The organism is Microlunatus elymi (assembly GCF_007362775.1).
GTDB classification, from domain to species: domain Bacteria; phylum Actinomycetota; class Actinomycetes; order Propionibacteriales; family Propionibacteriaceae; genus Microlunatus; species Microlunatus elymi.
In genome coordinates this window covers 2,169,411-2,192,734 of sequence record NZ_CP041692.1, presented here as the reverse complement: position 1 = coordinate 2,192,734, position 23,324 = coordinate 2,169,411, and the positions used below count along the sequence as shown (strand labels likewise).

The window sequence follows — 23,324 nt, the reverse complement described above, 5'->3', positions numbered from 1 at the left end:
GACGGTCACATCGCGGTCGAACCGCCCGCCAACGGACGTGTCGATCGCCGGCAGCGGGTCAGCCGTAATAGCGGCCGAGGAACTCGATCTTGAAGTCGGCGAAGTAGCCGCCCGCGATGGCACCGCGGATGTCGTCGACCAACCGCACGATGAAGCGTTCGTTGTGGATGGTGGCCAGCGTGTTGGCCAGCATCTCGTGCGCCTTGAACAGGTGATGCAGGTAGGCCCGGGTGTAGTGGGTGCAGGTGTAGCAGTCGCAGTCCTCGTCGACGGGTGCGAAGTTGCGCCGGTTCGCCGCGGTGTTGACGTTGAATCGGCCGTCACGGCTGTAGAGAGCGGCGTTGCGGGCCACTCTCGCGGGCGAGACGCAGTCGAAGGTGTCGGCGCCGTTCTCAACGGCAGCAAAGAAGTCGTCGGGTTCGGAGATGCCGAGCAGATGCCGGGGAGCTTCGGCGGGCAGTTCGGAGCAGACCCAGCCGACGATGGTGCCGAGGTTCTCCTTCTCCAGCGCACCGCCGATCCCGTAGCCGTCGAACGGGCGTTGTTGATCATCGGCCGATCGCAGCGCGACAAGATCACGGGTCGCCTTCCGGCGGAGGTCCTCGTAGTGCGCACCCTGGACCACGCCGAAGAGCGCCTGGTACGGACGGTGGCTGCGTTCGGCGGTCAGCCGGACGTGCTCGTCCAGGCAGCGCTGCGCCCACGCCAGCGTCCGGTCCAGCGACAACTCCTGATACTCCCGCGGGTCGGACAGCGTCGTCAGTTCGTCGAAGCAGAACATCACGTCGGCGCCGAGCTGGTGCTGGATCCGCATCGAGATCTCCGGGGTGAAGCGATGCTTGGAACCGTCGATGTGCGAAGTGAAGGTGACGCCGTCGTCGTCGATCTTGACCAGCTTGCCGGACTTGCCCGACGACGAGAACACCTCCTGCGGCCGGTCGGTCGAGCCGGGCAGGTTCATCGAGATCACCTTCTTGTGCCCGCTGCCGAGGCTCATCACCTGGAAGCCGCCGCTGTCGGTGTAGGTCGGACCCGGCCAGTTCATGAAGACTCCGAGCCCGCCCGCCTCGTCGACGATGTCCGATCCCGGCTGCAGAAACAGGTGGTACGCGTTGGCCAGCAGCGCCTGCGCGCCCAACTCTGCCATCGACTCCGGCAGCACCGCCTTGATGGTGGCCTTGGTGCCGACCGGGGTGAAGGCGGGGGTGGAGATGTCACCGTGCGGGGTGTGAATCACGCCGGTCCGCCCCTGACTGTCGGGCAGCTCGGCCTGCGGGGTGAAGGAAAACGGCACGGTCTCGGTCACCGCAAGAGGATGCCAGAGATCGCCACCGCAGCCGCGGTCGAGGTGCGCAGCACCCCGTCGCTGATCAGCACCGGCCGTCCGCCGGCCACAACGAAACTGTCCAACTCGTCCGGAGCGATGCCACCCTCCGGGCCGACGATGATCATGATCCTGCCGACATCCGGCAGCTCCACCTCGGCGAACTTGATCTTCGCCTCCTCGTGCAGGATCAGCGTCAGGTCATGATCGTCGATCATGGTCGCCAGTTGCTTGGTCGACGCGATCGCGGTCACCTGCGGCACCCGCAGCCGGCGGGACTGCTTCGTCGCCTCGCGAACCGTACTTTCCCACTTGGCTTGGGATTTCTGCGCTCGCTCCCCTTGCCAGCGGACGATCGATCGGGACGCCTGCCAGGGGATGATCTTGGTCGCACCGAGCTCGGTGATCATCTCCAGCGCGATGTCGGAACGATCGCCCTTGGCCAGTGCCTGGGCCACGGTGATCTTGATCGGTGGCTCGTCGGCGATCATGGTCTGCTCGACCCGTACGGTGATGCCGGATTTGGTCGCTTCCGTCACCGGACCGCGTACGCCACGGCCGGCACCGTCACTGATCACCACCGACTCACCCGGCCCGATCCGCCGTACCGTCGCGGCGTGACGTCCCTCGGCTCCGTCCAGCCGCACCGACGACCCGACCACCGGTAACGGGTCGTCCAACTCCCCCAGAAACACCGGATCGGTCACCACGCCTCACTCTCTCTCCCGAGTTGTCAGAAGGTAGTTGGGTTATAGCCCAACTACGCGCTGACAAGTCGGCTTACTGGTTGGCGAAGGCGTCGCGGAGGCGGGAGAAGACGCCGCGACCGTGCTTCTGCACCGCGCCCTCGGGGCGGGTCTCCTCGCGCACCTCGGCCAGCTTGCGCAGCAACTCACGCTGTTCGTCGTCCAGCTTGGTCGGCGTCTGCACCAGCAGCGTGACGCCGAGATCGCCGCGGGAGTTCGACCGCAGTTTGGGTACGCCGGCGTCGTCGACGGTGAGCCGGGTCCCGGACTGGGTGCCGGCCGGCACGGTCAGCCGGACCGTCGTCTTGTCCGGATCCGCATCCGGCAGGTCGGCCTCCAGGGTGGGCAGGTCCAGCTCGGTGCCCAGCGCGGCCGCCGTCATCGGCAGCTTGACCACCATCTCCAGGTTGTCGCCGTCCCGCTTGAACAGCTCGTGCGGGTTGACGTGCACCTCGACGTACAGGTCACCGGCCGGGCCGCCGCCGGGGCCGACCTCGCCGTGGCTGGCCAGGTGGATCCGATTGCCGGTGGACACGCCGGCCGGCACCTTGACCGTGATGGTCCGGGTCGAGCGGACCCGGCCGTCGCCGGAGCACTCCACGCAGGGATCGGGGATCACCGAGCCGTAGCCGCCGCAGGTCGGGCAGGCCTGGGTGGTGCGGATGTCGCCGATGAAGGACCGTTGGATGTGGGTCACCTCGCCCTGCCCGCGGCAGGTCGCGCAGGTCACCGGCTCGGCCCCGGTCTCCGATCCCTTGCCGTTGCAGCGGGGGCAGAGCACAGCGGTGTCGACGGTGATCGGCTTGGTCACCCCGAACGCCGCCTCGGCCAGTTCCAGGCTCATCCGGACCAGCGCGTTCTGGCCGCGACGCACCCGGGGACGGGGTCCGCGCGCGGTCTGCTGACCGAACATCGCATCGACCAGGTTGGTGAAGTCGAACCCGCCTGCGGTGCCGAAGCCGCCGCCGCCGTTGAACCCGAAGCCGCCCATCCCGCCGTTGCCGAACGGGTCGCCGCCGCGGTCGTACAGCTCCCGCTTCTGCGGATCGGACAGCACCTCGTAGGCCTGGCTGACTTCCTTGAACTTGGTCGCCGCGTCCGGGTCGTCGGACACGTCCGGGTGCATCTCCCGGGCCTTGCGCCGGTACGCCTTCTTGATCTCGTCGGCGCCGGCGTCGGTCGAGACACCGAGGATCTGGTAGTAGTCAGAGCTCATGAGTGCGTGAACGTTTCCTTGTCGTGGTGTTTCATGACGTGCTGGCCGGGTCAGCTCTGGGTGAGGAATCGGCCGACGTAGCGGGCCACGGCGCGAACCGAGGCCATCGTCGAGGGATAGTCCATCCGCGTCGGTCCGACGATACCCAGCGTTGCCCAGCTGTCGGCCTGACTGCCGTACGCGGTGGAGACGACCGAGGTCGTCTGCAGCCTCTCGTACGGATTCTCCTGACCGATCCGCACCGTGACGATATCGGGATCGGTCACCTCGCCGAGCAGTTTGAGCAGGACCACCTGTTCCTCCAGCGCCTCCAGCACCGGCTTGACGGTGGTCTCGAACTCGTCGGTCAGCCGGGTCAGGTTCTGCACCCCGCCGACCACCACCCGGCTGCTCCGGTCGCTGCCCAGCATCTCCAGCAGCGTCGCCACCGACAGTCGCGCGGTCGCACTGGAGGCGACCGCCTGAGCGGTCGGCGAGACCACGCCGTCGGCCAACTCGGCGTCGGCGAGCACCCCGCTGAGGGTCCGCACCGCCTCGCCGGTGGTCTGCCCCACGACGGCCTCGTTGAGCAACGTACGCAGCAGCGCGAGCTCCTCCTCGTCGACCTCGGCCACCTCGACCAGCCGCTGCTCCACCCGGCCGGTCGAGCTGATCATCACCAGCATCAGCCGCTGGGTGGACAGCGACACCACCTCGACATGCCGGACGGTCGCGTGCGAGAGGGTCGGATACTGCACGATCGCGACCTGCTGGGTGACCTGGGCCAGCAACCGTACGGTGCGGCTCAGCACGTCGTCGAGGTCGAGGGCGCCGGACAGGAACGTCTGGATCGCCCGCCGTTCGGCGGTCGACAGCGGTTTGACCGAGCCGAGCCGGTCGACGAACAGCCGATACCCCTTGTCGGTCGGGATCCGGCCGGCGCTGGTGTGCGGCTGGGTGATGTAGCCCTCTTCCTCCAGCACCGCCATGTCGTTGCGTACGGTGGCGGGCGAGACCCCGAGATCGTGCCGATCGACCAGGGCTTTGGAGCCGACCGGCTCCTGACTGGAAACGTAGTCGGTGACGATCGCCCGGAGGACTTCGAGCTTGCGATCGTCAAGCATGGCCCTCCCCTGGCTCTCGATTGTCGTCGGCCTTCCGTTCCTGCCCCGTTGCCGTCTTACCCCGATGCGATGCCGGGTCTCGATTGGCACTCCCGGTTCGCGAGTGCCAGTCTAATCGGTATGGGTGAAAACGCCGAGAACGCCGCCGCGGATCCGACCGGCGACAGCGGGCGGGTCGGATGGCGACTCGGGGACTGGCAGCAGGTCGCCCACGGGGTCTACCGGTTGGTGGCGGAGCCGGCCTCGGTGAACATCGGCCTGGTGGTCGGCAGTGAGGGTGCGTTGCTGGTCGACACCGGCTCGAGCCCGGCGCAGGGCGCCGAGTTGCGGGGAGCGGTCAGCCGGGTCACCGACCTGCCGCTGGTCGCCGTGGTGGTCACCCATGACCATTTCGACCACTCCTTCGGCCTGGCCGGCCTGGCCGGAGTGCCGAGCATCGGGCACGAGTCGTTGTCGCAGACCCTGCTCACCGAGCAGGGGCCGACCGAGGGCGTCGCGGCGGGCGCCCGCAGTCTGGGCTTCGATCCGGGCGAACTGGTTCTCCCGGAGACGTTGATCGCGGTTGCGGACGTGGTCGGACTGGGCGGAAGCCGGGTGGCGGAGATCGCTCACCTCGGCGACGGGCACTCACGGGGTGATCTGGTGATCACGGTCACCGATCCGGGCGCGGACGGTTTCGGCGGGGTGATCTTCGCCGGGGACCTGATCGAATCCGCACCGGCCGAGTCGCCGGCGCCCTGGTACGGATCGGATTCCTCGCCCGATCAGTGGTCCTGGACGGTGGATCGGCTGCGCGGGCTGGCCGGTTCGCAGACGATCATCGTGCCCGGCCACGGTGACCCGGTCGGGGTCGACTTCGTGATCGAACAACGGGACGCGATCGACGCCGTACGGATGGAGCTCGAACGCCTGGCCGCGGCCGGGGTGTCCGAATCCGACGCGTTGGGCCAGGGCGACTGGCCCTTCCCCGCCGACCACGTCGCCGCCGGCATCGCACCCGGGTACGCGGAGATCCGCGCGGCCGCTGAGCGGCAGTCCGGCGCCGGCGGGCGGCCGACGCTGCCGCTGGCAGGAACCTGATCAGCGAGGTTTTCGTATACGCGTCGGCCCGATCGGGCCGTTTCGGGCGGCTGCGGGCGAACGCGTATACAGAAGTCATCGCTCCTGGCGAACGGCCGTGTCGGCAACGGGTCCGGCGCGAGAAACTTCGTAGAGTGCGGCCGTGACGCGATATTCCGGCGACGTGCTGGCTGCCGGCTGGCAGAAGTCCCACCTGACCAAGAGCGAGGACTGCGTGCTCGAGGCGGGGATGGTGCTCGAGGAGGCCGCCTCAGGATTCTGCGGCGCGGTGGTGCGCTGGGAGAACGGGATCGTGGTGCTGGAGGATCGGCATCTGAAACGACGCAGCTTCCCGATCGGCCCCGGCTTCCTGTTGGAGGGCAAACCGGTCGCGTTGAAGATCCCGCCGCGCGTGCCGTCCCGGCTGGCCGGGCCGAGCGGAGCCGGCGTGTGCGCGCCGCCGCCAGGCAGGACCGCGTCCGGGTCGGTCGCGGGCTCGGCCGAGCGGGCGAAGGTGGCACTGCCCAGCCGGATCTACGTCGAGGGCCGGCACGACGCCGAGCTGGTGGAGAAGGTCTGGGGAGATGATCTTCGCCACGAGGGCGTCGTGGTGGAATACCTCGGCGGCGTGGATGATCTTCCGGCGATCGTGGCCGACTTCGCACCGGCCAAGGGGCGCCGGCTCGGAGTGCTCGTTGATCATCTGGTGGCCGGCAGCAAGGAGTCGCGGATCGTTGATCACGTCGCCGCCGGTTCGTACGGCGACTACGTGTTCGTCACCGGACATCCGTACATCGACATCTGGCAGGCGGTGAAGCCGGCGCGACTCGGGCTGAAGCAGTGGCCGCAGATCCCTCGTTCGATCGAATGGAAGAAGGGCATCTGTCAGCACCTGGGCTGGCCGGCCGAAACGCAGACCGACGTCGCCAAGGCCTGGCAGACCATCCTGGCCCAGGTGCGCACTTGGAATGATCTTGAACGCGAGTTGCTCACCCAGGTGGAGATGCTGATCGACTTCGTCACCCAGGACCATCAAGCGCGCGAGTGAGTCGCTCCGCCGCGGAGATATACTACTTCGCGATCTTGATATCTCGGAGGTTGCGATGACTCGGACAGTGATCGACCTGGATGACCAACTGGTGGCCGAAGTTGCCGAAGCCCTCGGCACCAAGACCAAGAAGGACACGGTCAACACGGCGTTGCGGGAAGTCCTGGAGAGCCGCCGTCGCGCACTCGCACTGATTCAACTCCGTGACGAGATCGAGGACGGCGCGCTCGACCTCGATCTCCTGATGGACAAGAAGAACTACCGTCGGTGAGCGACACACGATATCTGATCGACACCAGCGCACTGGCGCGGTTTCTTCGCCAGCAACCAGCGACGCGCGGCTGGGAACGGGCCGCACGAAGCGGCCTGATCGCCATCTGCCCCATTGTCGAACTGGAGACCCTGTACAGCGCTCGGTCGATCGAGGACCGTAGGCGGACGATGCAGCGCTTCCGCGAGATTTTCGTGTCGCAGTTCATGCCCGAACGAGCATTCGAAAGGGCCGACTCCCTCCAACAGGAATTGACACAGCGCGGCGAACACCGCAGTGCCGGTCCGGTCGACCTGCTGGTGGCGGCGACCGCGGAACTGGCCCGGCTCACCCTGCTCCACCATGATCACGATTTCGATTGCATCGCTCGGGTGACCGGCCAGCCCACCGAATGGTTCGACTAGACCCAGCCCGGGTGGCGCGGTCAGTCGAGCAGGTCGCGGACGATGCCGTCGGCGAGCAACCTTCCGGCCGCGGTGAGCACGAGTTGATCATCACGATCCGCGATCAACCCGCGGGCCCGCAGGTCCGGGATCCGGTCGCGTTCGCGATCGGTCAGGACGGCCGGATCCAGGCCGGTGTCCAGCCGTAATTCCAGCAAAACCCGTTCGGTACGGCGTTCCTCGGCGGTCAACTGCTCGCGGGCATACGCGGGTGAGATTCCTTGATCAAGTTTGCTCGCGTACGCGGCCGGGTGCTTGACGTTCCACCAGCGAACGCCGCCGACGTGGCTGTGCGCGCCGGGCCCGACGCCCCACCAGTTGTGGCCGAGCCAGTAGGCAAGGTTGTGCCGACAGCGCGACTCGGGTCCGCGGGACCAGTTGCTGATCTCGTAGTTCGCGTAACCTGCCTCGATCAGCAGCTTCTCGGCCAACTCGTACTTGTCGGCAAGATCATCTTCGCTGGTCATCGGCAGCTCACCGCGACGAATCCGCGCCGCCAGTCGGGTGCCCGGCTCGACGATCAACGAGTACGCACTGACGTGATCCGGCTCGGCGTCGATCGCGGCGCGCAGGCTGGCTTCCCAATCGGACAACGATTCCCCGGGGGTGCCGTAGATCAGGTCCAGGCTCGTCTGGGCAAAGCCGGCCCGCTTCGCCTCGGCCACCGCCTGCTGGGGACGGCCCGGGGTGTGCACCCGATCCAGCACCGCCAGCACGTGCGGGCGGACCGACTGCATACCGAACGAGATTCGGGTGAATCCATGATCAACAAGCCGGCTCATGCCGGCCTCGTCGATCGACTCCGGATTGGACTCGGTGGTGATCTCGGCGTCATCGGCCAGGCCGAACCGGTCCCGGATGCCGGACAGCATCCGTCCAAGATCATCGGCCGGTAGCAGGGTCGGCGTCCCGCCGCCGACGAACACCGTGCCGACCGTCGGCGTGTTGGGCCCGAGCACCCGGCGAGCAAGATCAAGTTCGGCCAGTACCTCTTCCGGGTAGCCGACCCGGCTGGCGCCGGGCGCGTTGCCGAGTTCGCCGGCGGTGTAGGTGTTGAAGTCGCAGTAGCCGCACCGCGTCGTACAGAACGGCACGTGCAGATAGAAACTCAGCGGCGTCTCGGCAACCGTCACCAACGCCGCCGTCGGCAGTTCCCCGGTCGGCGGCACCGGCTCCCCCTCGGGCAACGTGGACGGCATGCGCCGAGGCTAACGCGTCACCTCGCCGCAAGCCCCATCGAAGTCAGCGTGCAGCGATCGACCGGTCTCGCGTGACGTGCGTCACACAAGTCGTGACTGCGGCACGTGCCTGTGCTTTTCTCGACGAGCCGATCGCGGGAAGCAAACCCACGTAGCAAGACAGGGAGCCTGATCATGTTCACCACCGGTCGACTGACGGCAGTATTGAAGAACTGGACAACCCTGCTCGGCGCCGACCCGATCCTGGGCGCCGAGGACACGGGGCGCGGGCTGTGGCCGATCGTGGCCGAGGACGGCAGACGCTACTTCCTGAAACGCCTCAGCCCGTGGCGCAATCTTCCGGTGGCCGACGAAGCGCGGGTCCTGCGCTGGTTGGCACAACAACACGTCGACGTCGCCGAGTTCATGATCACCGACCAGGCCACACTCACTGTCGGCCCCAGCGAAGACTCGTACACCCTCATCCCGCAACTGGACGCCGATCGGATCGCGCCGGCCGACCTACTTCGATCCGAAGAGACCATCGGTCAGGCGATTGCCGAACTGCATCGGGCACTGGCCGGCTATCCATGGTCCGCCAACTCATACCGCGAGCAGATGACCGACGCGCTGCAAGGAGACCTCCTGCTGCCGCCTGACCTCGCAGACTCCTTTGCGCTGCGGCGGGAGAGCGTCTGCCAGAGCATCGAGCTGCTGCTGGTCCAGTTGGTTAACGGCGATCTGACACCCGAGAACATCCTGCTGCGCAGCCCCGGCCAGGTCGCCGGCTTCATCGACTTCGACCACCTGCCACTCGCACCGCGCGTCTGGGACATCGCGAAATACCTGTCCCGCCGGCTGCGTCTCCGCTGGCGCGAGCGCACCGAGTCAGCCGCCGACCGCGTGGCCCATATCGGCCCGCTGATCCGCGGCTACCAACGGGCGAATCCGCTCAGCGGTCAGGAGCTGAACGCGTTACCCGCATGTATCGCGGCCGGAAACATCATCGAGGCCAGCTACGGCCAGGAGATCGCGTCCGGGCAGCTCGAACGCCGAATGCTTCCCGACCATGATCAAGTGCTCGCGGACACGATCGAGGCAGCGCGTTGGCAGCTTGCGAACTACACCGCAGTGGAGGAAGCCGTCCGATCCGCAGGACCTTGATGTCAGCCGGTCTGCCGCGGGACGGCCGCTGACGTCCCGGAGTTGATCTTGTTCTGCCGCGCCCGCGAGATCGTTACCGCGACGATGATCGCCAATGCGGTCGCGTAGCCGGCGGTCTGCAGCAGCAGTGGATAGCCGTACAGGAAGGAAAGGTACGCGGCCGGCCACAGTGCGAGCCACTCCAACCGGCGGGTCAGAATCGCCAGCACCATCACCGGCAGCAGGTACCACGGATAAGCCGGAGTGCCGATCAGGAAGGCTGCACCGTAGAGCCAGCAGCAGGTCACCACCGGCGGCTCCGAACGCGACCGCAGCATCGCGAGCGCCGCCAACGCCGCGGCCAGCAGCAGCGCCGCCGGCAGCCGGAACGGCTCCGGCAGGAAGATCAACAACGCGAACCGGCTGCTCCCGTTGAAGCCCTCCTCGTGCAGGTAGCCCGGCAGGTAGCCGATCACCAGCGAACCGACGGCGATCAGGTGCGGCAGATAGCCGGCCAGCAGCACGGCTGGAGTGATCAACAAGATCCTGCGGCGGCCCCGCGCCACGAACGCCGGCAGCATCACCAGCGGCACCAGTTTCACGCCCGCGGCCAGGCCGAGGAACAGACCCGCCCGGCCGTGTCGTCGACGGATCAACGCCTGCCCCATCAGCAGCACCAACAACGCCGCGAGCACATCGGGATGTGCTCCGTTGGCGGCCTCGACGGTGACCGCCGGACAGGCACCGTAGAGCAGGGCGAACTCGGTCCGCCGCTGCCCCGCGGATCCGATCGATCTCAGCTCGCGGGCCAGGAGGCCGGTGGTGATCACCACCACGGCGGCGGCAGCGAGCTGGACGCCGAGCGTGCCCGCCTGCCAGGGCGTGACCGCGGCCACCAGGGTGAACCAGAGCTCGGCGACCGGCGGATAGATCGTGTGCACCGACGGGCGATTGATCAACGGACGCGGCGATCCCGGCGGAAACAGGATCGGATCGCGCAGTCCACGCAGTGCGGCTGCCAACGGCGGATACCGGTACGGGTCGATGCCGGCCAGTTGCACCCGGCCGTCCCAGACGAACCGGTAGGTGTCGTCGGTCAGGGTCGGCCGGAACATCAGCCCGGGCAGCTGACAGACCGCGGCGATGATCATGATCATCCGCGGCCGCAGGTCACCCACACGATGCCGGAACCCGTACGCGATCAGGCCGAAGATCAACACCGCGATCAACAGCGCCCAGCGGCCCAGGTGCACGCGTTGCAGCCACAACACGGCAAGATCAACACCGAGGATCAGCGCCATCGCGATGATCAACAACCACCTCGTCGTACGGTCACGGCGATCGGCAGGTGTCGGTGCCGGCACCAGCAGGACGCCAGGGTCGCTCATCACATCGTCCGCAGCGCGACGAACGATCGACCGCTGCCCGACCAGTGCTCGACCACCGCCAGATCCAGCCGGGCGGCGCGGCGGGCCAACGCGGCCGCACCGATCCGCGCCCACCGTACGGAGGTCGTCGCGGTTCCGGAGCACAGTGCTGTCGTGTGCACCTCGTCCGCGTCATCGTCCGGATCGGTCTCGCAGATGATCAGGCCGCCCGGCTCGGCCAGCTGCAGGCAACGCCGCAGCAGCGCGTCCACGTCACCGCCGATGCCGGCGTTGCTGTCCATCAACAGCACGGTCCCCCAACGCCCCTCGGCCGGCAGCCGATCGCCGATATCCCTGCGCAGCGCGGGGCCGCCGCGCCCCAGGCTCGTCGTCACCGCGGTGCCGGACAGGTCGATGCCCAACGCCGGTTGTCCATGCTCGATCAGCGCGGTGACCAGCCGGCCGGGTCCGCAGCCGACGTCCAGCACCGGCGGTTGGCAACGGGCGACCACGAGCAGATCGGCGGAGTCGGCAGGCTGCATCCACTGCGCCAGATCGGTGCGCAGCGGGTCGACGCCGGCCGCCGTTTCGACCCTCAACCCCCGACCCGCATAGGCGCGATCGAAGATCATTCCTGCGTCCGCCGAGGTGGCGGTCAGTTCGCGATAGCGGCGCGCGAACCCCAGCTCCGGGTGGTGTTCGGTGATCCACGCCGCGTCGGCGGGCGTGTCCAGATCCAGCAGCGGAGGCAGCAGTTTCACTCGCAGACCGAGGTCCAACAGTCGTGCCAACTGCGCGGCACCGGTCCGCTCGGTCGACATCTCGATGTCGTCGAACACCGGACGGGCCGGACCGGACCGGAGCCCGATCGCCCAGTAACCGCCGTCGGCGGCCAGACCGAGTACGGCGTCCGCGCCGTCCCAACCGATCTCCAACTCCGCCGCGGTGACCTGCGGGGTGTCCATCGCGATCAACAACGCGGGCCGATCGGGCGCCAGGGCGAAAACGGCGTCGAAGACTCGCGCCAGCCGACGACCAAGATCACCATCGCCCTGCTCCAGCACCGCGAACCCGGTACGCCATCGGTCCGGATTTCCTTCCCAGGCCAGGATCCGGCGGGATATCGCGGCAGCCCGTACCGCACTCAGCGTGTCGGTCAGCGACGCCTCGGCAAGCTGCGCCGCGACGCTCGGACTGAACCGCCGTTGCAGCCGCGTCTTGGCCCGGCCGGGCAGCGGTTCCTTGGCCAGCACGATCACCGTCTCGGCTCGGTCGCGCAGTCCCGATCTCGTGATCATGACCGGATCGCCGCCCGCAGATCCTGAACGGCACGCAGCGCCCCCAGCGGCGTACCGGTGATCTTGGACTTGCCGATCCGCGGGGCGTAGCCGACGTCGACCTGGCAGATCCGCCAGCCGGCGTCGGCGGCGGCGATCAGGGTCTCCGCCGGATATCCGGATCGGCGATCACGCAGGTCGAGATCCAGCAGCGCCTCCCGTCGAGCGGCCCGCATCGGACCAAGATCAATGATCTTGATCCCGGTCCGGCGGCTGAGCTGTCCGGCCAGCCGCCGGTTGGCGAACCGCAGCCGCCAGGACCAGGCGGCGCGGCCGGCCGGTCGCCGGCTGCAGATCGACAGATCCGCACTCCGGCCGAGGATCGGCGCCACCAGTCGCGGCAGGTCGGCACCGTCCAGGCTGCCGTCGGCGTCCATCACCGCGACGACCGGTGCGGTAGCCGCGCGGAGTCCGGCATCACAGGCGGCGCCGTAGCCGCGTTCCGGGCAATCGATCACCACCGCGCCGAGTGATCGAGCCATTTCGGCGCTGCCGTCGTCGGAGCCGTTGTCGACCACCAACGGGGTGAAGCCGGCGGGCAGACTCGCCAGCACCGACGGCAGGGCCGCCACCTCGTTCCAACAGGGCAGGATCACCTGAACCGCTTCCATGTCTGCCGAAGTTAGCCAGCCGAGGCGCCCGGCCACCATGGCTGAACGCTTTCCGATTGCTTACGGTCCTGCCCGCGGAGCCGTGACGGCAACGCAACCGGCTGCCCGGAACCGTAGGCTGATCGACGTGGCAGCCGAAGTGTTGATCGTCGAGGACGATCCGATGCTGGCCGACGTCCTGGTCGGCTATGTCCGCAACGCCGGTCACCGGGTCCGGGTGGTCGCCGACGGCGCGGAGGCGTTGGCTGCTTGGGAGAACGAGCCGCCGGATGTGGTGCTACTGGACGTGATGCTGCCGACCCTGTCCGGGCTGGAGGTGCTGCGACGGCGCCGCAACGCCGGCGACAACGCCGCGGTGATCATCATCTCGGCGCGCGGAGACGAGCCGGATCGGCTGATCGGGTTGGAGTTCGGCGCCGACGACTACGTGGTCAAACCGTTGAGCCCTCGGGAGATCGTGCTGCGGATCGAGGCGCTGCTGCGGCGCGCGACCCAGCCCGACGGTCGACTGTCGGATCGGACGTTGCAGATCGGATCCGTCGAAGTTGATCTTGCAGCCCGATGGGCGACTCGCAGCGGCAGCCCGTTGCAGCTGACCAGCCGAGAGTTCGACCTGCTCGCCTTCCTCGCCGGTCATCGCGGCGAGACCTTCAGCAAGACCGCCTTGATGCAGCGGGTCTGGGGTTGGGATTTCGGTGACACGTCCACCGTCACCGTGCACGTGCGGCGACTGCGGCAGAAACTGGAGGACGATCCGTCGGACCCGCGGCTGGTGCTCACCGTCGGCCGGCAGGGTTATCGGATCGCCCGGGAGGACGAACTGGCATGACGGACTTGTTGATCATCGCCGCGATGACGATCCTGGCCTGCCTGCTGGTCGCCGGGATCGGCTGGATCGCCCTGCGGCTGACCCGACACGCCTCCATTCGCTACCAGTTGATCATCGCCGGTCTGACGCCCGTACTGGCGGTCGCGGTGACGGTGATCATCAACGTCTGGTTGATGTTCCTGTCCCGGCACGACAGCCTGGTGATCTTGTTCGCGCTGGCGGTGTCCCTGATCGTCGCAGTCGGGCTGTCGCTGTTGGTGACCCGCCGGATCGTGGCCGGCACCAGCCGGCTGGGCGCCGGGATCACCGGACTGGCCGGGTTGCAGCCGCCATCCACCGGGCCCGGCTTGCCGGCCGAGTTGGCCGATGCGATGGCCGACTTGACGAGTACGCGGGACAAGCTGGCCGAGGCGCGTGCCCGCGAACGTGCCGCGCAGCAGGCTCGGCAGGAACTGGTCCGGCATCTGTCTCATGATCTTCGTACGCCGCTGGCCGGTTTGCGGGCGATGGCCGAGGCGTTGGAGGACGGCATCGTCGCCGATGTGCCGGGCGCAATGCGGCAGATCCAGGCGACCGTGAGTCGGATGGATTCTTTGGTGGGTGACCTGTTCGAGCTGTCCCGGGTGCAGGACGGCCTGCCGCAGCACGAGCGGCGGATGCTGTCGGTGACCGAGTTGATCACCGACGTCGCCGAGCAGACCGAACCGGCCGCACGACGGCAGCAGGTCCGGCTGACGGTCGACCTGCCCGATCATGATCGGCTAGCGATCCTCGGCGACGACGACGCGCTGGTCCGCGCGATCGGCAATCTGGTGACCAACGCCGTACGGCACACCGGCCCGGGCGGTGCGGTGACGTTGACGGCTTCGCGGTCGGCCGGCGGTGCGGTCACGGTGGCAGTTTCCGACGGCTGCGGAGGGATCCCGGAGCAGGACCTCGGCCGGGTGTTCGACGCCGGTTGGCGGGGCGACGAGGCCCGCGGCACCGACGGCGCCGGACTCGGACTGGCGATCGCCCGCGGCGTGGTCGAATCCCATCGCGGCCGGATCGCGGTCAGCAACGCCGGCTCGGGCTGCCGGTTCGAGGTGGAACTGCCACTGCCACAGGCGTCCTGAGCAGGAGATGACATGAAGGTGTTGGTCACCGGATCCGCCGGATTCATCGGTACGGCGGTGCTGCGCCGGCTTGATGATCTTGGTCATTCGGCCACCGGTTACGATCGGCAGACCGATCCGGCAGACGAGCTGATCGACCTGCGGCGGCTACGTGCGGCGATCCGCGGCCAGGACGCGATCATTCATCTGGCCGCCAAGGTCGGTCTCGGCGTGAACCTGTCCGATCTCGACGGCTATGCCCGGGACAATGATCTTGGTACCGCCGTCCTGTTGCGGGCAGCAGCCGAGGAATCCGTCCGCCGGGTGGTGCTGGCGTCCTCGATGGTGGTCTACGGCGAAGGCCGCGCGCGGTGCCCGGAACACGGCACGATGCCGGTGCCGCCACGCGCCACAGCTGACCTTGCCTGCGGTCGATTCGAGCCTCGCTGCGCGGCCTGCGGATCGGAGCTACAACCGCACCTTGTGACCGAGGAGGCTCGGTTGGATCCGCGCAACGGGTACGCCGCGACCAAGGTGCAACTGGAGCAGTTCGCCCGGATCTGGGCTCGAGAGTCCGGCGGGACGGCGATCGCGCTGCGCTACCACAACGTGTACGGTCCCGGACTGCCGCGCGACACCCCGTACGCGGGGGTGGCCGCGATCTTTCGCTCGACGTTGGCGGCGGGTCGACCGCCCAGGGTGTTCGAGGACGGCCGTCAACGGCGCGACTTCGTGCACGTCGACGACGTCGCCGCGGCCACCGTCGCGGCGTTGGAATGCCAACCGGAGCAGGGATTCACCGCCCTCAACGTCGGTTCCGGCCGGGTGACCACCATCGGCGAGGTCGCCCGCCGGATGGCGATGATCATGGACGGTCCCGAGCCGGTGATCACCGGCGACTACCGGCTCGGCGACGTACGCCACATCACCGCTGACAGTTCGGCGGCACGGACCCTGCTCCACTGGTCACCGCAGGTCGACCTGGACGCCGGCCTGCGAACACTTCAACACCCGACTTGTCAGCATCAGAAGGCGTTATAGCGCTTCCTGACGCTGACAAGTCGGTGAGGTCACGGGAGTTCGATGCCGTCCAGGGCGCGGCGGCAGCTGCATTGCGCGTCCTCGTCGGACTCGGCCTCCGGCAGCGCCTTGATCACGTCCAGCAGGAGCGACTTCAGTCGGCCGATGTTGGCGCCGAACTGCTTCACCACCTCGGCGTGCGAGACCGCCTCACCACCCTCGACACCGGCGTCGTGATCGGTGACCAGGCAGACCGTCGAGTAGCACATCGCCAGCTCGCGGGCGATGGTCGACTCCGGCACACCGGTCATCCCGACCACCGACCAGCCGGCCGCGGCATGCCACTGCGACTCGGCACGGGAGGAGAACCGCGGCCCGTTGATCACCACCAGGGTGCCGCCGTCCACCAGCGCGCCGGTCTCGCTGGTTGCGCTGCTCAGGAAGGCCTTCCGGCCGCGCGGGCAGTACGGGTCGGCGAAGCCGATGTGCACGACCGGACCCTCCACGTCGTACACGGTGTGCTTGCGTCCCCAGGTCCGATCGACGACCTGATCGGGCACCACGAACGTGCCGGGGCCGTACTCCGGCTTGAGCGAGCCGACCGCGCACGGGCCCAGCACCTGCCGGACGCCGACCGAGCGCAGCGCCCAGAGATTGGCACGGTAGTTCACCATGTGCGGCGGATATTGGTGGTTCAACCCGTGCCGGGGCAGGAACGCGACCTGCCGGCCCTCCACGCTGCCGACCGAGATCGGTGCACTGGGCTTGCCGAACGGCGTCTCCACCTCGACGGTCTGCGGATTTTCCAGGAAGGAGTAGAAGCCGGTGCCGCCGATGATCCCGATGTCGGGCTTGCTGGTCAGTTCTGCGCTATCAGACACGGCTGAGACTGTACGGGTCGGCGGCCAGGTTTGTCAGCCCCCGTCGCCGGTCGACGCGTCGTCGGCCCGTTCTCCCGACGGCTCGTCGGACGAGCCTTCGTTCACCTGTTGCGCCGACGATCGCGGCTTCCGGTTGGCCGGCTCGGCCCGGCGAAAGGAGCGGTTCTTCTGCCGGGGCAGCTTCTTCTCCTCGGCGACGTCGGCGGTGATCAACGCTCCGAACCATCGAGCGTTCGGCGAGTGGTCGATCAAGATCACCTTCACGAACAGGGTTGCCGGGACCGCGAGCAGCGCACCGAGCGGCCCCAGGATCGCGGCCCAGAAGATCAACGAGATGAAGGCGACGCTGGCACTGATGCCGGCGGCGTCGCCGGTGAAGCGCGGCTGGATCAGGGTCTGGATGACGAAGTTGATCACCACGTACGAGATGACGACCGCCAGGGCCGGTCCCCAACCGCCGGCCAGCAACGCGATCAAGGTGGGCGGCACCAGACCGATGATGAAGCCGACGTTGGGAATGTAGTTGGAGACGAACGCCAGTACGCCCCAGGTCAGCGCCAGCGGCACGCCGATGATCCACAAGGCGACCACGTCGAAGATCGCCACGATCAGGCCGAACACGGTGGTCACGATCCAGTAGCTGCGGACGCGATCGGCGAAGTCGGTGAAGGCGTCGGCGATCGACGGACGCAGCGTCCGGATCAACGCCACCCGCGCCTGCCCGGTGGCACCGTCGAAGGCGAAGAAGATCGCCACCAACGCCATCAGGCCGACGAGCGAGAACCCCGAGGTGACTCCGCTGAGCACGCCCTGTGCCGCCCCGGTGAAGCTGCTGATGTCGATCTTGGACAACAGACTGCGCCAGTCCGAGGTGTCCACGCCGAATGCACGCAACGTCTTCAGCGCCCAGTCGTAGCCGCCCTCGAATGCCTTCTGGTATTCGGGCAGTTGCAGGGCCAGCTGGGTGACCGAGAGCGCCACCGCGCCGAGGATGATCGCCATGATCAGATAGATCGCGATCAGCACCAGCAGGCTGGCCAGCCAGTTCGGGAAGTGCCAGCGCAGGAAGATCCGGCGCAGCGGCTGGAAGGTCATGACCAGGGTGATGATCAAGAACATCGGGGCGACGATGTCGGCCACTTCGCGCAGACCGGCACACAGCAGCACCAGTGCCCCGGCGACGACGATGCCCCACAACGGTGCGCCGAACCGGGACGCCGTCGACGACGCGCCGGTGGTCTCAACTGGCTCAGTGGACATGGCTGTGACCCTACTGGGACCGATGACCGCTGATTGGGACGATGCGTCGGTGTCGGAGCCCCGGACTAGGTTTGAGCCGTCAACTATGGATCTGCCCCGGGGAGTGCCGATGACTGACGCGCAACGTACCAAGGTCGACTTCTACTTCGATCCGATCTGCCCCTTCGCCTGGATCTCGTCCCGCTGGATCCTCGAGGTGGAGAAACAGCGCGACCTCGACCTGCGATTCCGGGTGATGAGCCTGGCCGTGCTGAACGAGGGCCGTGACCTGGATGCCGGCTACAAGAAGGGGCTCGACTCCGGCTGGCGTCCGGTGCGAGTCGCGATCGCCGCCGCGCAGTTGAAGGGCGAGCCGATCCTGCGCGACCTCTACACCGCGATGGGCACCCGGATCCACAACCTCGGTTACAAGAAGGACGGCGACGAGCTGTACGAGCGGGTGATCAAGGAGTCGCTGGACGAGCTCGACCTGCCCGCCGAGTTGGCCGAAGCCGCCGAGAGCACCGACTACGACGAGGCGCTGCGCAAGTCCCACCATGAGGGCATGGACCCGGTCGGCGACGAGGTCGGCACCCCGACCATCCACGTCAATGGGGTCGCTTTCTTCGGCCCGGTGCTGAATGCGATTCCGCGCGGACAGCAGGCGCTGGACATGTTCGACGGCGCCGTGCTGCTGGCCGGCAACCCGCACTTCTTCGAACTGAAGCGCACCCGGACCGGCGGCCTCGACTTCAGCTGACCCCACCACCGCCGAGTTGTCAGAAGGTAGTTGGCCCATCACCCAACCACCTTCTGACAACTCGGCGGGAATAGTTCGGCGGGCAATGGAATTGAGGTGGGCATGACACGACAGATCATCATCTTCGGCGGGACCGGGTACGCAGGCGGGCACATCGCCCGCGAGGCCGTACGCCGCGGGCACCGGGTCACCTCGTACAGCAGGAGCGGCGCGCCGGCCGAGCCGATCGACGGCGTCGACTACCGCACCGGCAGTTTGACCGATCCGGCCGTGGTCGACCGGGCCGCGGCCGAGGCCGACGATCTGGTGATCGCGGTGCACGGCGCCGACGTCGACGGACGTCCGCTGCTCGACGTGCTGCCGTCGTTGATCGACGCGTCGATCGCCCATGGCACCCGGCTGTCGTTCGTCGGCGGTGCGGCCAGCTCGCTGGTCGCCGAGGGCGGACCTCGACTGCTGGACACGCCCGAGTTCAACGAGGACTGGAAACCGGAGGCGACCGCGCATGCCGCGGTGCTCGAGGCGCTGCGCCGGGCGCCGGCCGAGCTGGACTGGTTCTACGTCTCCCCCGCCGCGCTGTTCGGCTCGTACGCTGCCGGCGAGGCGACCGGCAGCTACCGCACCGGCGGCGACCTGCTGGTCACCCAGGACGACGGCAGTTCGGAGATCTCCGGCGCCGACTTCGCGCTGGCCTATCTGGACGAGATCGAGCAGGGCAACCACATCCGGCAGCGCTTCACCACCGGACACTGAGCCTGGATCCGGGAGCCTGGATCCGGCTGGAGGCGCTACTTCTTGGCGTCCTTGGTCGGCTCGGTGGTGGCCAGTGCCGCGACGAAGGCCTCCTGCGGGACTTCGACCCGGCCGACCATCTTCATCCGCTTCTTGCCTTCCTTCTGCTTCTCCAGCAGCTTGCGCTTGCGGGTGATGTCGCCGCCGTAGCACTTGCTCAGCACGTCCTTGCGGATCGCCCGAATGGTCTCCCGGGCGATCACCCGCGACCCGATCGCGGCCTGGATCGGCACCTCGAACTGTTGCCGCGGGATCAGGTCCTTCAGCTTGCCGGCCATCTCCACCCCGTACGCGTAGGCCTTGTCGCGGTGCACGATCGCGGAGAACGCGTCCACCGGCTCGCCGTGCAGCAGGATGTCGACCTTGACCAGGTCGGCGCTCTGCTCACCGTCGGGCTCGTAGTCCAGGCTGGCGTAACCCTTGGTGCGTGACTTGAGCGCGTCGAAGAAGTCGAAAACGATCTCCGCCAGCGGCAGCCGGTAACGGATCTCCACCCGGTCGGCGGACAGATAATCCATCCCCAGTTGAATTCCCCGCCGGGCCTGGCAGAGCTCCATGATCGTTCCGATGTAGTCGGTCGGGCTGAGGATGGTGGCGCGGACCATCGGCTCGCGGACCTCGGCGACCTTGCCGTCGGTGGGGAATTCGGACGGGTTGGTGACCGTGTGCTGCTCGCCGTTCTCCATCTGTACGGAGTAGACGACGCTGGGCGCGGTGGAGATCAGGTCAAGATCGAATTCGCGTTCCAGTCGCTCGCGGACGATCTCCATGTGCAGCAGGCCGAGGAAGCCCGCACGGAAACCGAATCCCAACGCACCCGAGGTTTCCGGCTCGTAGGTCAGCGCCGCGTCGTTGAGTTGCAGCTTCTCCAACGCCTCCCGCAGCTCCGGGTAGTCGGCGCCGTCGATCGGATAGAGCCCGGCGAACACCATCGGATTCGGATGCCGGTAGCCGGCCAGCATTTCCGTTGCGGGCTTGGCAGAAAGCGTCACCGTGTCGCCGACCCGGGACTGCCGTACGTCCTTCACACCGGTGATCAAATAGCCCACCTCGCCGACCGACAGCGAGGGCGTCTTGATCGGTTCCGGTGAGATCACGCCGACCTCGAGCACCTCGTGGGTGGCCTTGGTGGACATCATCAAGATCCGGTCCCGGTGACTGATCCGGCCGTCCACCACCCGGACGTAGGTGACCACGCCGCGGTAGGTGTCGTAGACCGAATCGAAGATCAACGCGCGGGCCTGAGCCTCGGCATTGCCTTGTGGGGCAGGGGTTTGCTGCACAATCTGGTCCAGCAGCTCCGGTACGCCCTCACCGGTCTTGGCCGACACCTTGAGCACGTCGGCCGGGTCGCAGCCGATGATGCCGGCCAACTCCTCGGCGTACTTCTCCGGCTGGGCCCCTGGCAGGTCGATCTTGTTCAGCACCGGGATGATGTGCAGGTCGGCGTCGATCGCCAAGTACAGGTTGGCCAGCGTCTGGGCCTCGATGCCCTGCGCCGCATCGACCAGCAGCACTGCAGCCTCACACGCCTCCAGCGATCGCGACACCTCGTAGGTGAAGTCGACGTGTCCGGGGGTGTCGATCATGTTCAGCACGTAGGTGTGATCTCCGCGTGTCCACGGCATCCGGACCGCCTGGGACTTGATGGTGATGCCGCGCTCGCGCTCGATGTCCATCCGGTCCAGGTACTGCGCCCGCATCGAACGCTCCTCCACCACCCCGGTCAGCTGCAGCATCCGGTCGGCCAGCGTCGACTTGCCGTGGTCGATGTGGGCGATGATGCTGAAGTTGCGGATGATGGCAGGGTCGGTCCGGCCCGGCTGCGGTGCGGCCGGCCCGGTGTTGCGGGTGGTTTGAGCGGACACGGTTTCCCGTCTGGTTGGAGCGTCGGACTAGGGGCCCATCTTTCCACGACTCGGCGAACCGGCCACCTTCGACCGTCGGCACCCGATCGCCACGGCTGCGAACCTCAAGCGGCTCAACCAACGACCTCGCGCAGGAACGCCGCCGACCAGTCGCCGTACTGCTGGACCTGCTCGGCGGTGTGCGCGATCCGCAGCCGCGAGTTGATCATCGCCTCGGCCAGAGCGGTGGCCGTCGACACCGGATGACCGGGGTCGGTCGCCCAGGGCAGCAGCAGCGTCTGCTGGCCGATCGTCGCGATCTGCGACAGCGGCGGCAGATCGGTGGCCGCGGCGCCGCGCAGGATTGCCGGCATCAGCTCCGGAGTGATGTCGGGGGTCAGCGGCTCCGCTCCCAAGGCGGCGAAGATCTCCGGTTGGGCGGACGACTCGAGCAGCTCGGCAACGGCTTCTTGATCATTTCGTTCCACGGCGTCGGCCATGGTGCGATAGAGCTCGGCCTGGGCGGCACGCGTCTGCCACGCGGTCGGCGGTGCGGTGAGTACGAGGGCGGCGATCCGGTCGGGCTGCTTCAGCGCGGCGAAGATGCCGGTCGCCGTACCCATCGAACTGCCGATCAGGCTGAAATGATCGTCACCGACGACTGCGTCGGCAAAGCCGAGCAGATCGTCGGCCAGCGCCGTCCACAGATAGTCGTCCGGGTCCGGGGTTCCGGTGGACTCGCCGTGTCCGCGGGCGTCGTAGCTGATCACGGTGTAACCGGCCTCGGCGACCGCCGACATGTCCAGCAGGCCGGACTTCTGGTTGCTGGCTCTGCTGCTGGTCAAGCCGTGCGCGACGATCACGGCCGGTCCGGAGCCGATATTGGTGTAGGCGAGTTCCGCACCGCGGACGCTGACCGTGCCGTGGTCTTTCGAAGTGATCATCTACGGGATCGTAGAGACCCACGACGGAGCCGCGCCACGGCCCTCGTCTCGGAACCCCTCGTCTCGGAACCCTTGTCTCGGGAACCCTTGTCTCGGGAACCCTTGTCTCGGGAACCCTTGCCTCGGGAACCCTTGCCTCGCGAAATTGCCTTGCAGCACGTCTTGCCGCGAAGCAGGATGCGGGCATGAGGACACGACCATGAGGGTGATCTGGAATGCCCGCCTCCGTCGCCCGACCGGGCGAGCCGCAGCGGGCGCAGCAGATCGGGGTCTCGCACGCTGAAGTCCGCCACGGGTTGGCGGTCCGGCGTGGGCACGTCCCGGGCCGGCTGCTGATCGACGGAGTCTGGGCGCACCAGGCGGCGATCGACGCCGGAGCACACTTCGAGACCGTCTTCCTGGTTCCGGAGTTGTTGCACACAACCGAAGCCGCCCTGCTGGCGGAGCAGTGCACCGATTACGCCGACCAGTGCTATCGGCTGTCCAGCAAGATCATTCAGCGATTCTCCGATCGTGACCGTTCGGACGGACTGGCGTCGATCATCGAGGTGCCGCGCTGGCGACCTGATGGGCTTCGACTCGGTCCGGATGCGTTGATCGTGGTCGCCGACGGGCTGCAGAGTCCCGGCAACATCGGCACCGTGATCAGGACGATGGATGCCTGCCGGGGCGACTTGTTGATCATGACGAATGTACGTGCCCGGCCGGACGGCGATCAGGTCTTCCGCGGCAGCCGCGGGCTGAGTCTGACGCTGCCGCAGTTGATCATCCAGACCCCGGAACAGGTGATCGGTTGGCTGGGCGACCGTGCGGTGTCGATCATGGTCGCCGACGCGAACGGCGGCGTACCGTATCCGCGGTCCGATCTGCGCGGGCCGACCGCGATCGTGCTGGGCAACGAGCGCTACGGTGCTTCGGATTCCTGGCGCGACTTTCCTCGAGTCCAGGTGCCGATGTTGGGCCGCGCCGACTCACTCAACGTGGCCGTGTCGGCCGGCGTGCTGCTCTACCACGCCCGCAGCCAGCGCGAGCGCTGGTAAGACTGCGTCGGAGCTCGCCGATGCAGGCTCGG

General features: G+C 67.6%; 23 protein-coding genes. 11 read left to right on the top strand and 12 right to left on the bottom strand.

The features are described 5' to 3' along the window. Positions 1-58: 58 nt before the first annotated feature. From tgt to hrcA, 4 genes are all read right to left on the bottom strand, one after another. Positions 59-1,306: a tRNA guanosine(34) transglycosylase Tgt gene (gene tgt / locus FOE78_RS09840; protein WP_143986130.1), complete on the bottom strand. Its 1,248-nt coding sequence runs from the start codon at positions 1,304-1,306 to the stop codon at positions 59-61. Beyond that, positions 1,303-2,031 carry a 16S rRNA (uracil(1498)-N(3))-methyltransferase gene (locus tag FOE78_RS09835; protein ID WP_143986129.1) on the bottom strand — a complete coding sequence of 243 codons (729 nt, stop codon included), beginning with the start codon at positions 2,029-2,031 and terminating at the stop codon, positions 1,303-1,305. The genes tgt and FOE78_RS09835 overlap by 4 nt, the downstream gene beginning before the upstream one ends. A 73-nt stretch (positions 2,032-2,104) precedes the next feature. After that, the gene (gene dnaJ, locus FOE78_RS09830; protein ID WP_143986128.1) at positions 2,105-3,286 is read right to left on the bottom strand and encodes a molecular chaperone DnaJ; all 1,182 of its coding nucleotides are present in this window, start codon (positions 3,284-3,286) and stop codon (positions 2,105-2,107) included. 50 nt (positions 3,287-3,336) lie between these two features. Continuing rightward, positions 3,337-4,389, bottom strand: coding sequence for a heat-inducible transcriptional repressor HrcA (gene hrcA / locus FOE78_RS09825; RefSeq protein ID WP_143986127.1), 1,053 nt, complete (start codon positions 4,387-4,389; stop codon positions 3,337-3,339). Between the two features lie 120 nt (positions 4,390-4,509). On the opposite strand from hrcA, the gene FOE78_RS09820 reads away from it, so the two are divergent. The 4 genes from FOE78_RS09820 (at position 4,510) to FOE78_RS09805 (ending at position 7,171) form a co-directional block, all read left to right on the top strand. Next, positions 4,510-5,469: an MBL fold metallo-hydrolase gene (locus FOE78_RS09820; RefSeq protein WP_168207451.1), complete on the top strand. Its 960-nt coding sequence runs from the start codon at positions 4,510-4,512 to the stop codon at positions 5,467-5,469. Positions 5,470-5,611: 142 nt separating this feature from the next. Next, entirely contained in the window at positions 5,612-6,496 is an 885-nt protein-coding gene (locus FOE78_RS09815) for a DUF3097 domain-containing protein (RefSeq protein WP_143986125.1), read from the top strand. A gap of 55 nt (positions 6,497-6,551) precedes the next feature. Then, on the top strand, positions 6,552-6,767 hold the full coding sequence (locus tag FOE78_RS09810) for a type II toxin-antitoxin system VapB family antitoxin (protein WP_143986124.1): 216 nt from the start codon (positions 6,552-6,554) through the stop codon (positions 6,765-6,767). Further along, the gene (locus tag FOE78_RS09805; RefSeq protein ID WP_143986123.1) at positions 6,764-7,171 is read left to right on the top strand and encodes a PIN domain nuclease; all 408 of its coding nucleotides are present in this window, start codon (positions 6,764-6,766) and stop codon (positions 7,169-7,171) included. The genes FOE78_RS09810 and FOE78_RS09805 overlap by 4 nt, the downstream gene beginning before the upstream one ends. 20 nt (positions 7,172-7,191) lie before the next feature. On the opposite strand, the gene hemW is transcribed toward FOE78_RS09805, so the two are convergent. Beyond that, positions 7,192-8,409 carry a radical SAM family heme chaperone HemW gene (hemW, locus tag FOE78_RS09800; RefSeq protein ID WP_143986122.1) on the bottom strand — a complete coding sequence of 406 codons (1,218 nt, stop codon included), beginning with the start codon at positions 8,407-8,409 and terminating at the stop codon, positions 7,192-7,194. Positions 8,410-8,583: 174 nt separating this feature from the next. Here hemW and FOE78_RS09795 point away from each other — a divergent pair, with 174 nt between their 5' ends. Next, positions 8,584-9,552 carry a phosphotransferase enzyme family protein gene (locus FOE78_RS09795; protein WP_143986121.1) on the top strand — a complete coding sequence of 323 codons (969 nt, stop codon included), beginning with the start codon at positions 8,584-8,586 and terminating at the stop codon, positions 9,550-9,552. Between the two features lie 2 nt (positions 9,553-9,554). On the opposite strand, the gene FOE78_RS09790 is transcribed toward FOE78_RS09795, so the two are convergent. From FOE78_RS09790 to FOE78_RS09780, 3 genes are read right to left on the bottom strand one after another with little or no spacing between them, the layout of a single operon-like run. Then, a complete protein-coding gene (locus tag FOE78_RS09790; RefSeq protein WP_143986120.1) occupies positions 9,555-10,919 on the bottom strand; it encodes a glycosyltransferase 87 family protein in 1,365 nt (454 codons plus the stop codon). Continuing rightward, a complete protein-coding gene (locus tag FOE78_RS09785) occupies positions 10,919-12,196 on the bottom strand; it encodes a DUF2064 domain-containing protein (RefSeq protein ID WP_143986119.1) in 1,278 nt (425 codons plus the stop codon). Before FOE78_RS09785 ends, FOE78_RS09790 begins: the two co-directional genes overlap by 1 nt. Continuing rightward, positions 12,193-12,846, bottom strand: coding sequence for a glycosyltransferase family 2 protein (locus tag FOE78_RS09780; RefSeq protein ID WP_143986118.1), 654 nt, complete (start codon positions 12,844-12,846; stop codon positions 12,193-12,195). Before FOE78_RS09780 ends, FOE78_RS09785 begins: the two co-directional genes overlap by 4 nt. Before the next feature lie 127 nt (positions 12,847-12,973). Between FOE78_RS09780 and FOE78_RS09775 the strand changes: the two genes are divergently transcribed. The 3 genes from FOE78_RS09775 to FOE78_RS09765 are packed head-to-tail and all read left to right on the top strand — an operon-like array spanning position 12,974 to position 15,810. Then, positions 12,974-13,675, top strand: coding sequence for a response regulator transcription factor (locus FOE78_RS09775; protein WP_228266130.1), 702 nt, complete (start codon positions 12,974-12,976; stop codon positions 13,673-13,675). Beyond that, entirely contained in the window at positions 13,672-14,790 is a 1,119-nt protein-coding gene (locus FOE78_RS09770) for a sensor histidine kinase (protein ID WP_143986116.1), read from the top strand. The genes FOE78_RS09775 and FOE78_RS09770 overlap by 4 nt, the downstream gene beginning before the upstream one ends. 12 nt (positions 14,791-14,802) lie before the next feature. After that, positions 14,803-15,810 (top strand): NAD-dependent epimerase/dehydratase family protein, encoded by a 1,008-nt coding sequence (locus FOE78_RS09765; protein ID WP_143986115.1) that lies wholly within the window; start codon positions 14,803-14,805, stop codon positions 15,808-15,810. A gap of 29 nt (positions 15,811-15,839) precedes the next feature. On the opposite strand, the gene FOE78_RS09760 is transcribed toward FOE78_RS09765, so the two are convergent. Continuing rightward, the gene (locus tag FOE78_RS09760) at positions 15,840-16,670 is read right to left on the bottom strand and encodes an S-methyl-5'-thioadenosine phosphorylase (protein ID WP_228266129.1); all 831 of its coding nucleotides are present in this window, start codon (positions 16,668-16,670) and stop codon (positions 15,840-15,842) included. Between the two features lie 33 nt (positions 16,671-16,703). Further along, a complete protein-coding gene (locus FOE78_RS09755) occupies positions 16,704-17,930 on the bottom strand; it encodes an AI-2E family transporter (protein WP_143986114.1) in 1,227 nt (408 codons plus the stop codon). 109 nt (positions 17,931-18,039) lie between these two features. On the opposite strand from FOE78_RS09755, the gene FOE78_RS09750 reads away from it, so the two are divergent. After that, positions 18,040-18,669, top strand: a complete 630-nt coding sequence (locus FOE78_RS09750; protein ID WP_143986113.1) for a mycothiol-dependent nitroreductase Rv2466c family protein — start codon at positions 18,040-18,042, stop codon at positions 18,667-18,669. Between the two features lie 102 nt (positions 18,670-18,771). Next, a complete protein-coding gene (locus FOE78_RS09745) occupies positions 18,772-19,422 on the top strand; it encodes an NAD(P)-dependent oxidoreductase (protein ID WP_143986112.1) in 651 nt (216 codons plus the stop codon). A 35-nt stretch (positions 19,423-19,457) separates the two neighbouring features. Here FOE78_RS09745 and lepA read toward each other — a convergent pair whose 3' ends face one another. Both lepA and FOE78_RS09735 read right to left on the bottom strand, forming a co-directional pair. Next, entirely contained in the window at positions 19,458-21,329 is a 1,872-nt protein-coding gene (gene lepA, locus FOE78_RS09740) for a translation elongation factor 4 (protein WP_143986111.1), read from the bottom strand. A gap of 113 nt (positions 21,330-21,442) precedes the next feature. Further along, the gene (locus FOE78_RS09735) at positions 21,443-22,252 is read right to left on the bottom strand and encodes an alpha/beta fold hydrolase (RefSeq protein ID WP_143986110.1); all 810 of its coding nucleotides are present in this window, start codon (positions 22,250-22,252) and stop codon (positions 21,443-21,445) included. A gap of 215 nt (positions 22,253-22,467) precedes the next feature. Between FOE78_RS09735 and FOE78_RS09730 the strand changes: the two genes are divergently transcribed. Then, the gene (locus FOE78_RS09730) at positions 22,468-23,292 is read left to right on the top strand and encodes a TrmH family RNA methyltransferase (RefSeq protein ID WP_143986109.1); all 825 of its coding nucleotides are present in this window, start codon (positions 22,468-22,470) and stop codon (positions 23,290-23,292) included. Positions 23,293-23,324: the final 32 nt, after the last annotated feature.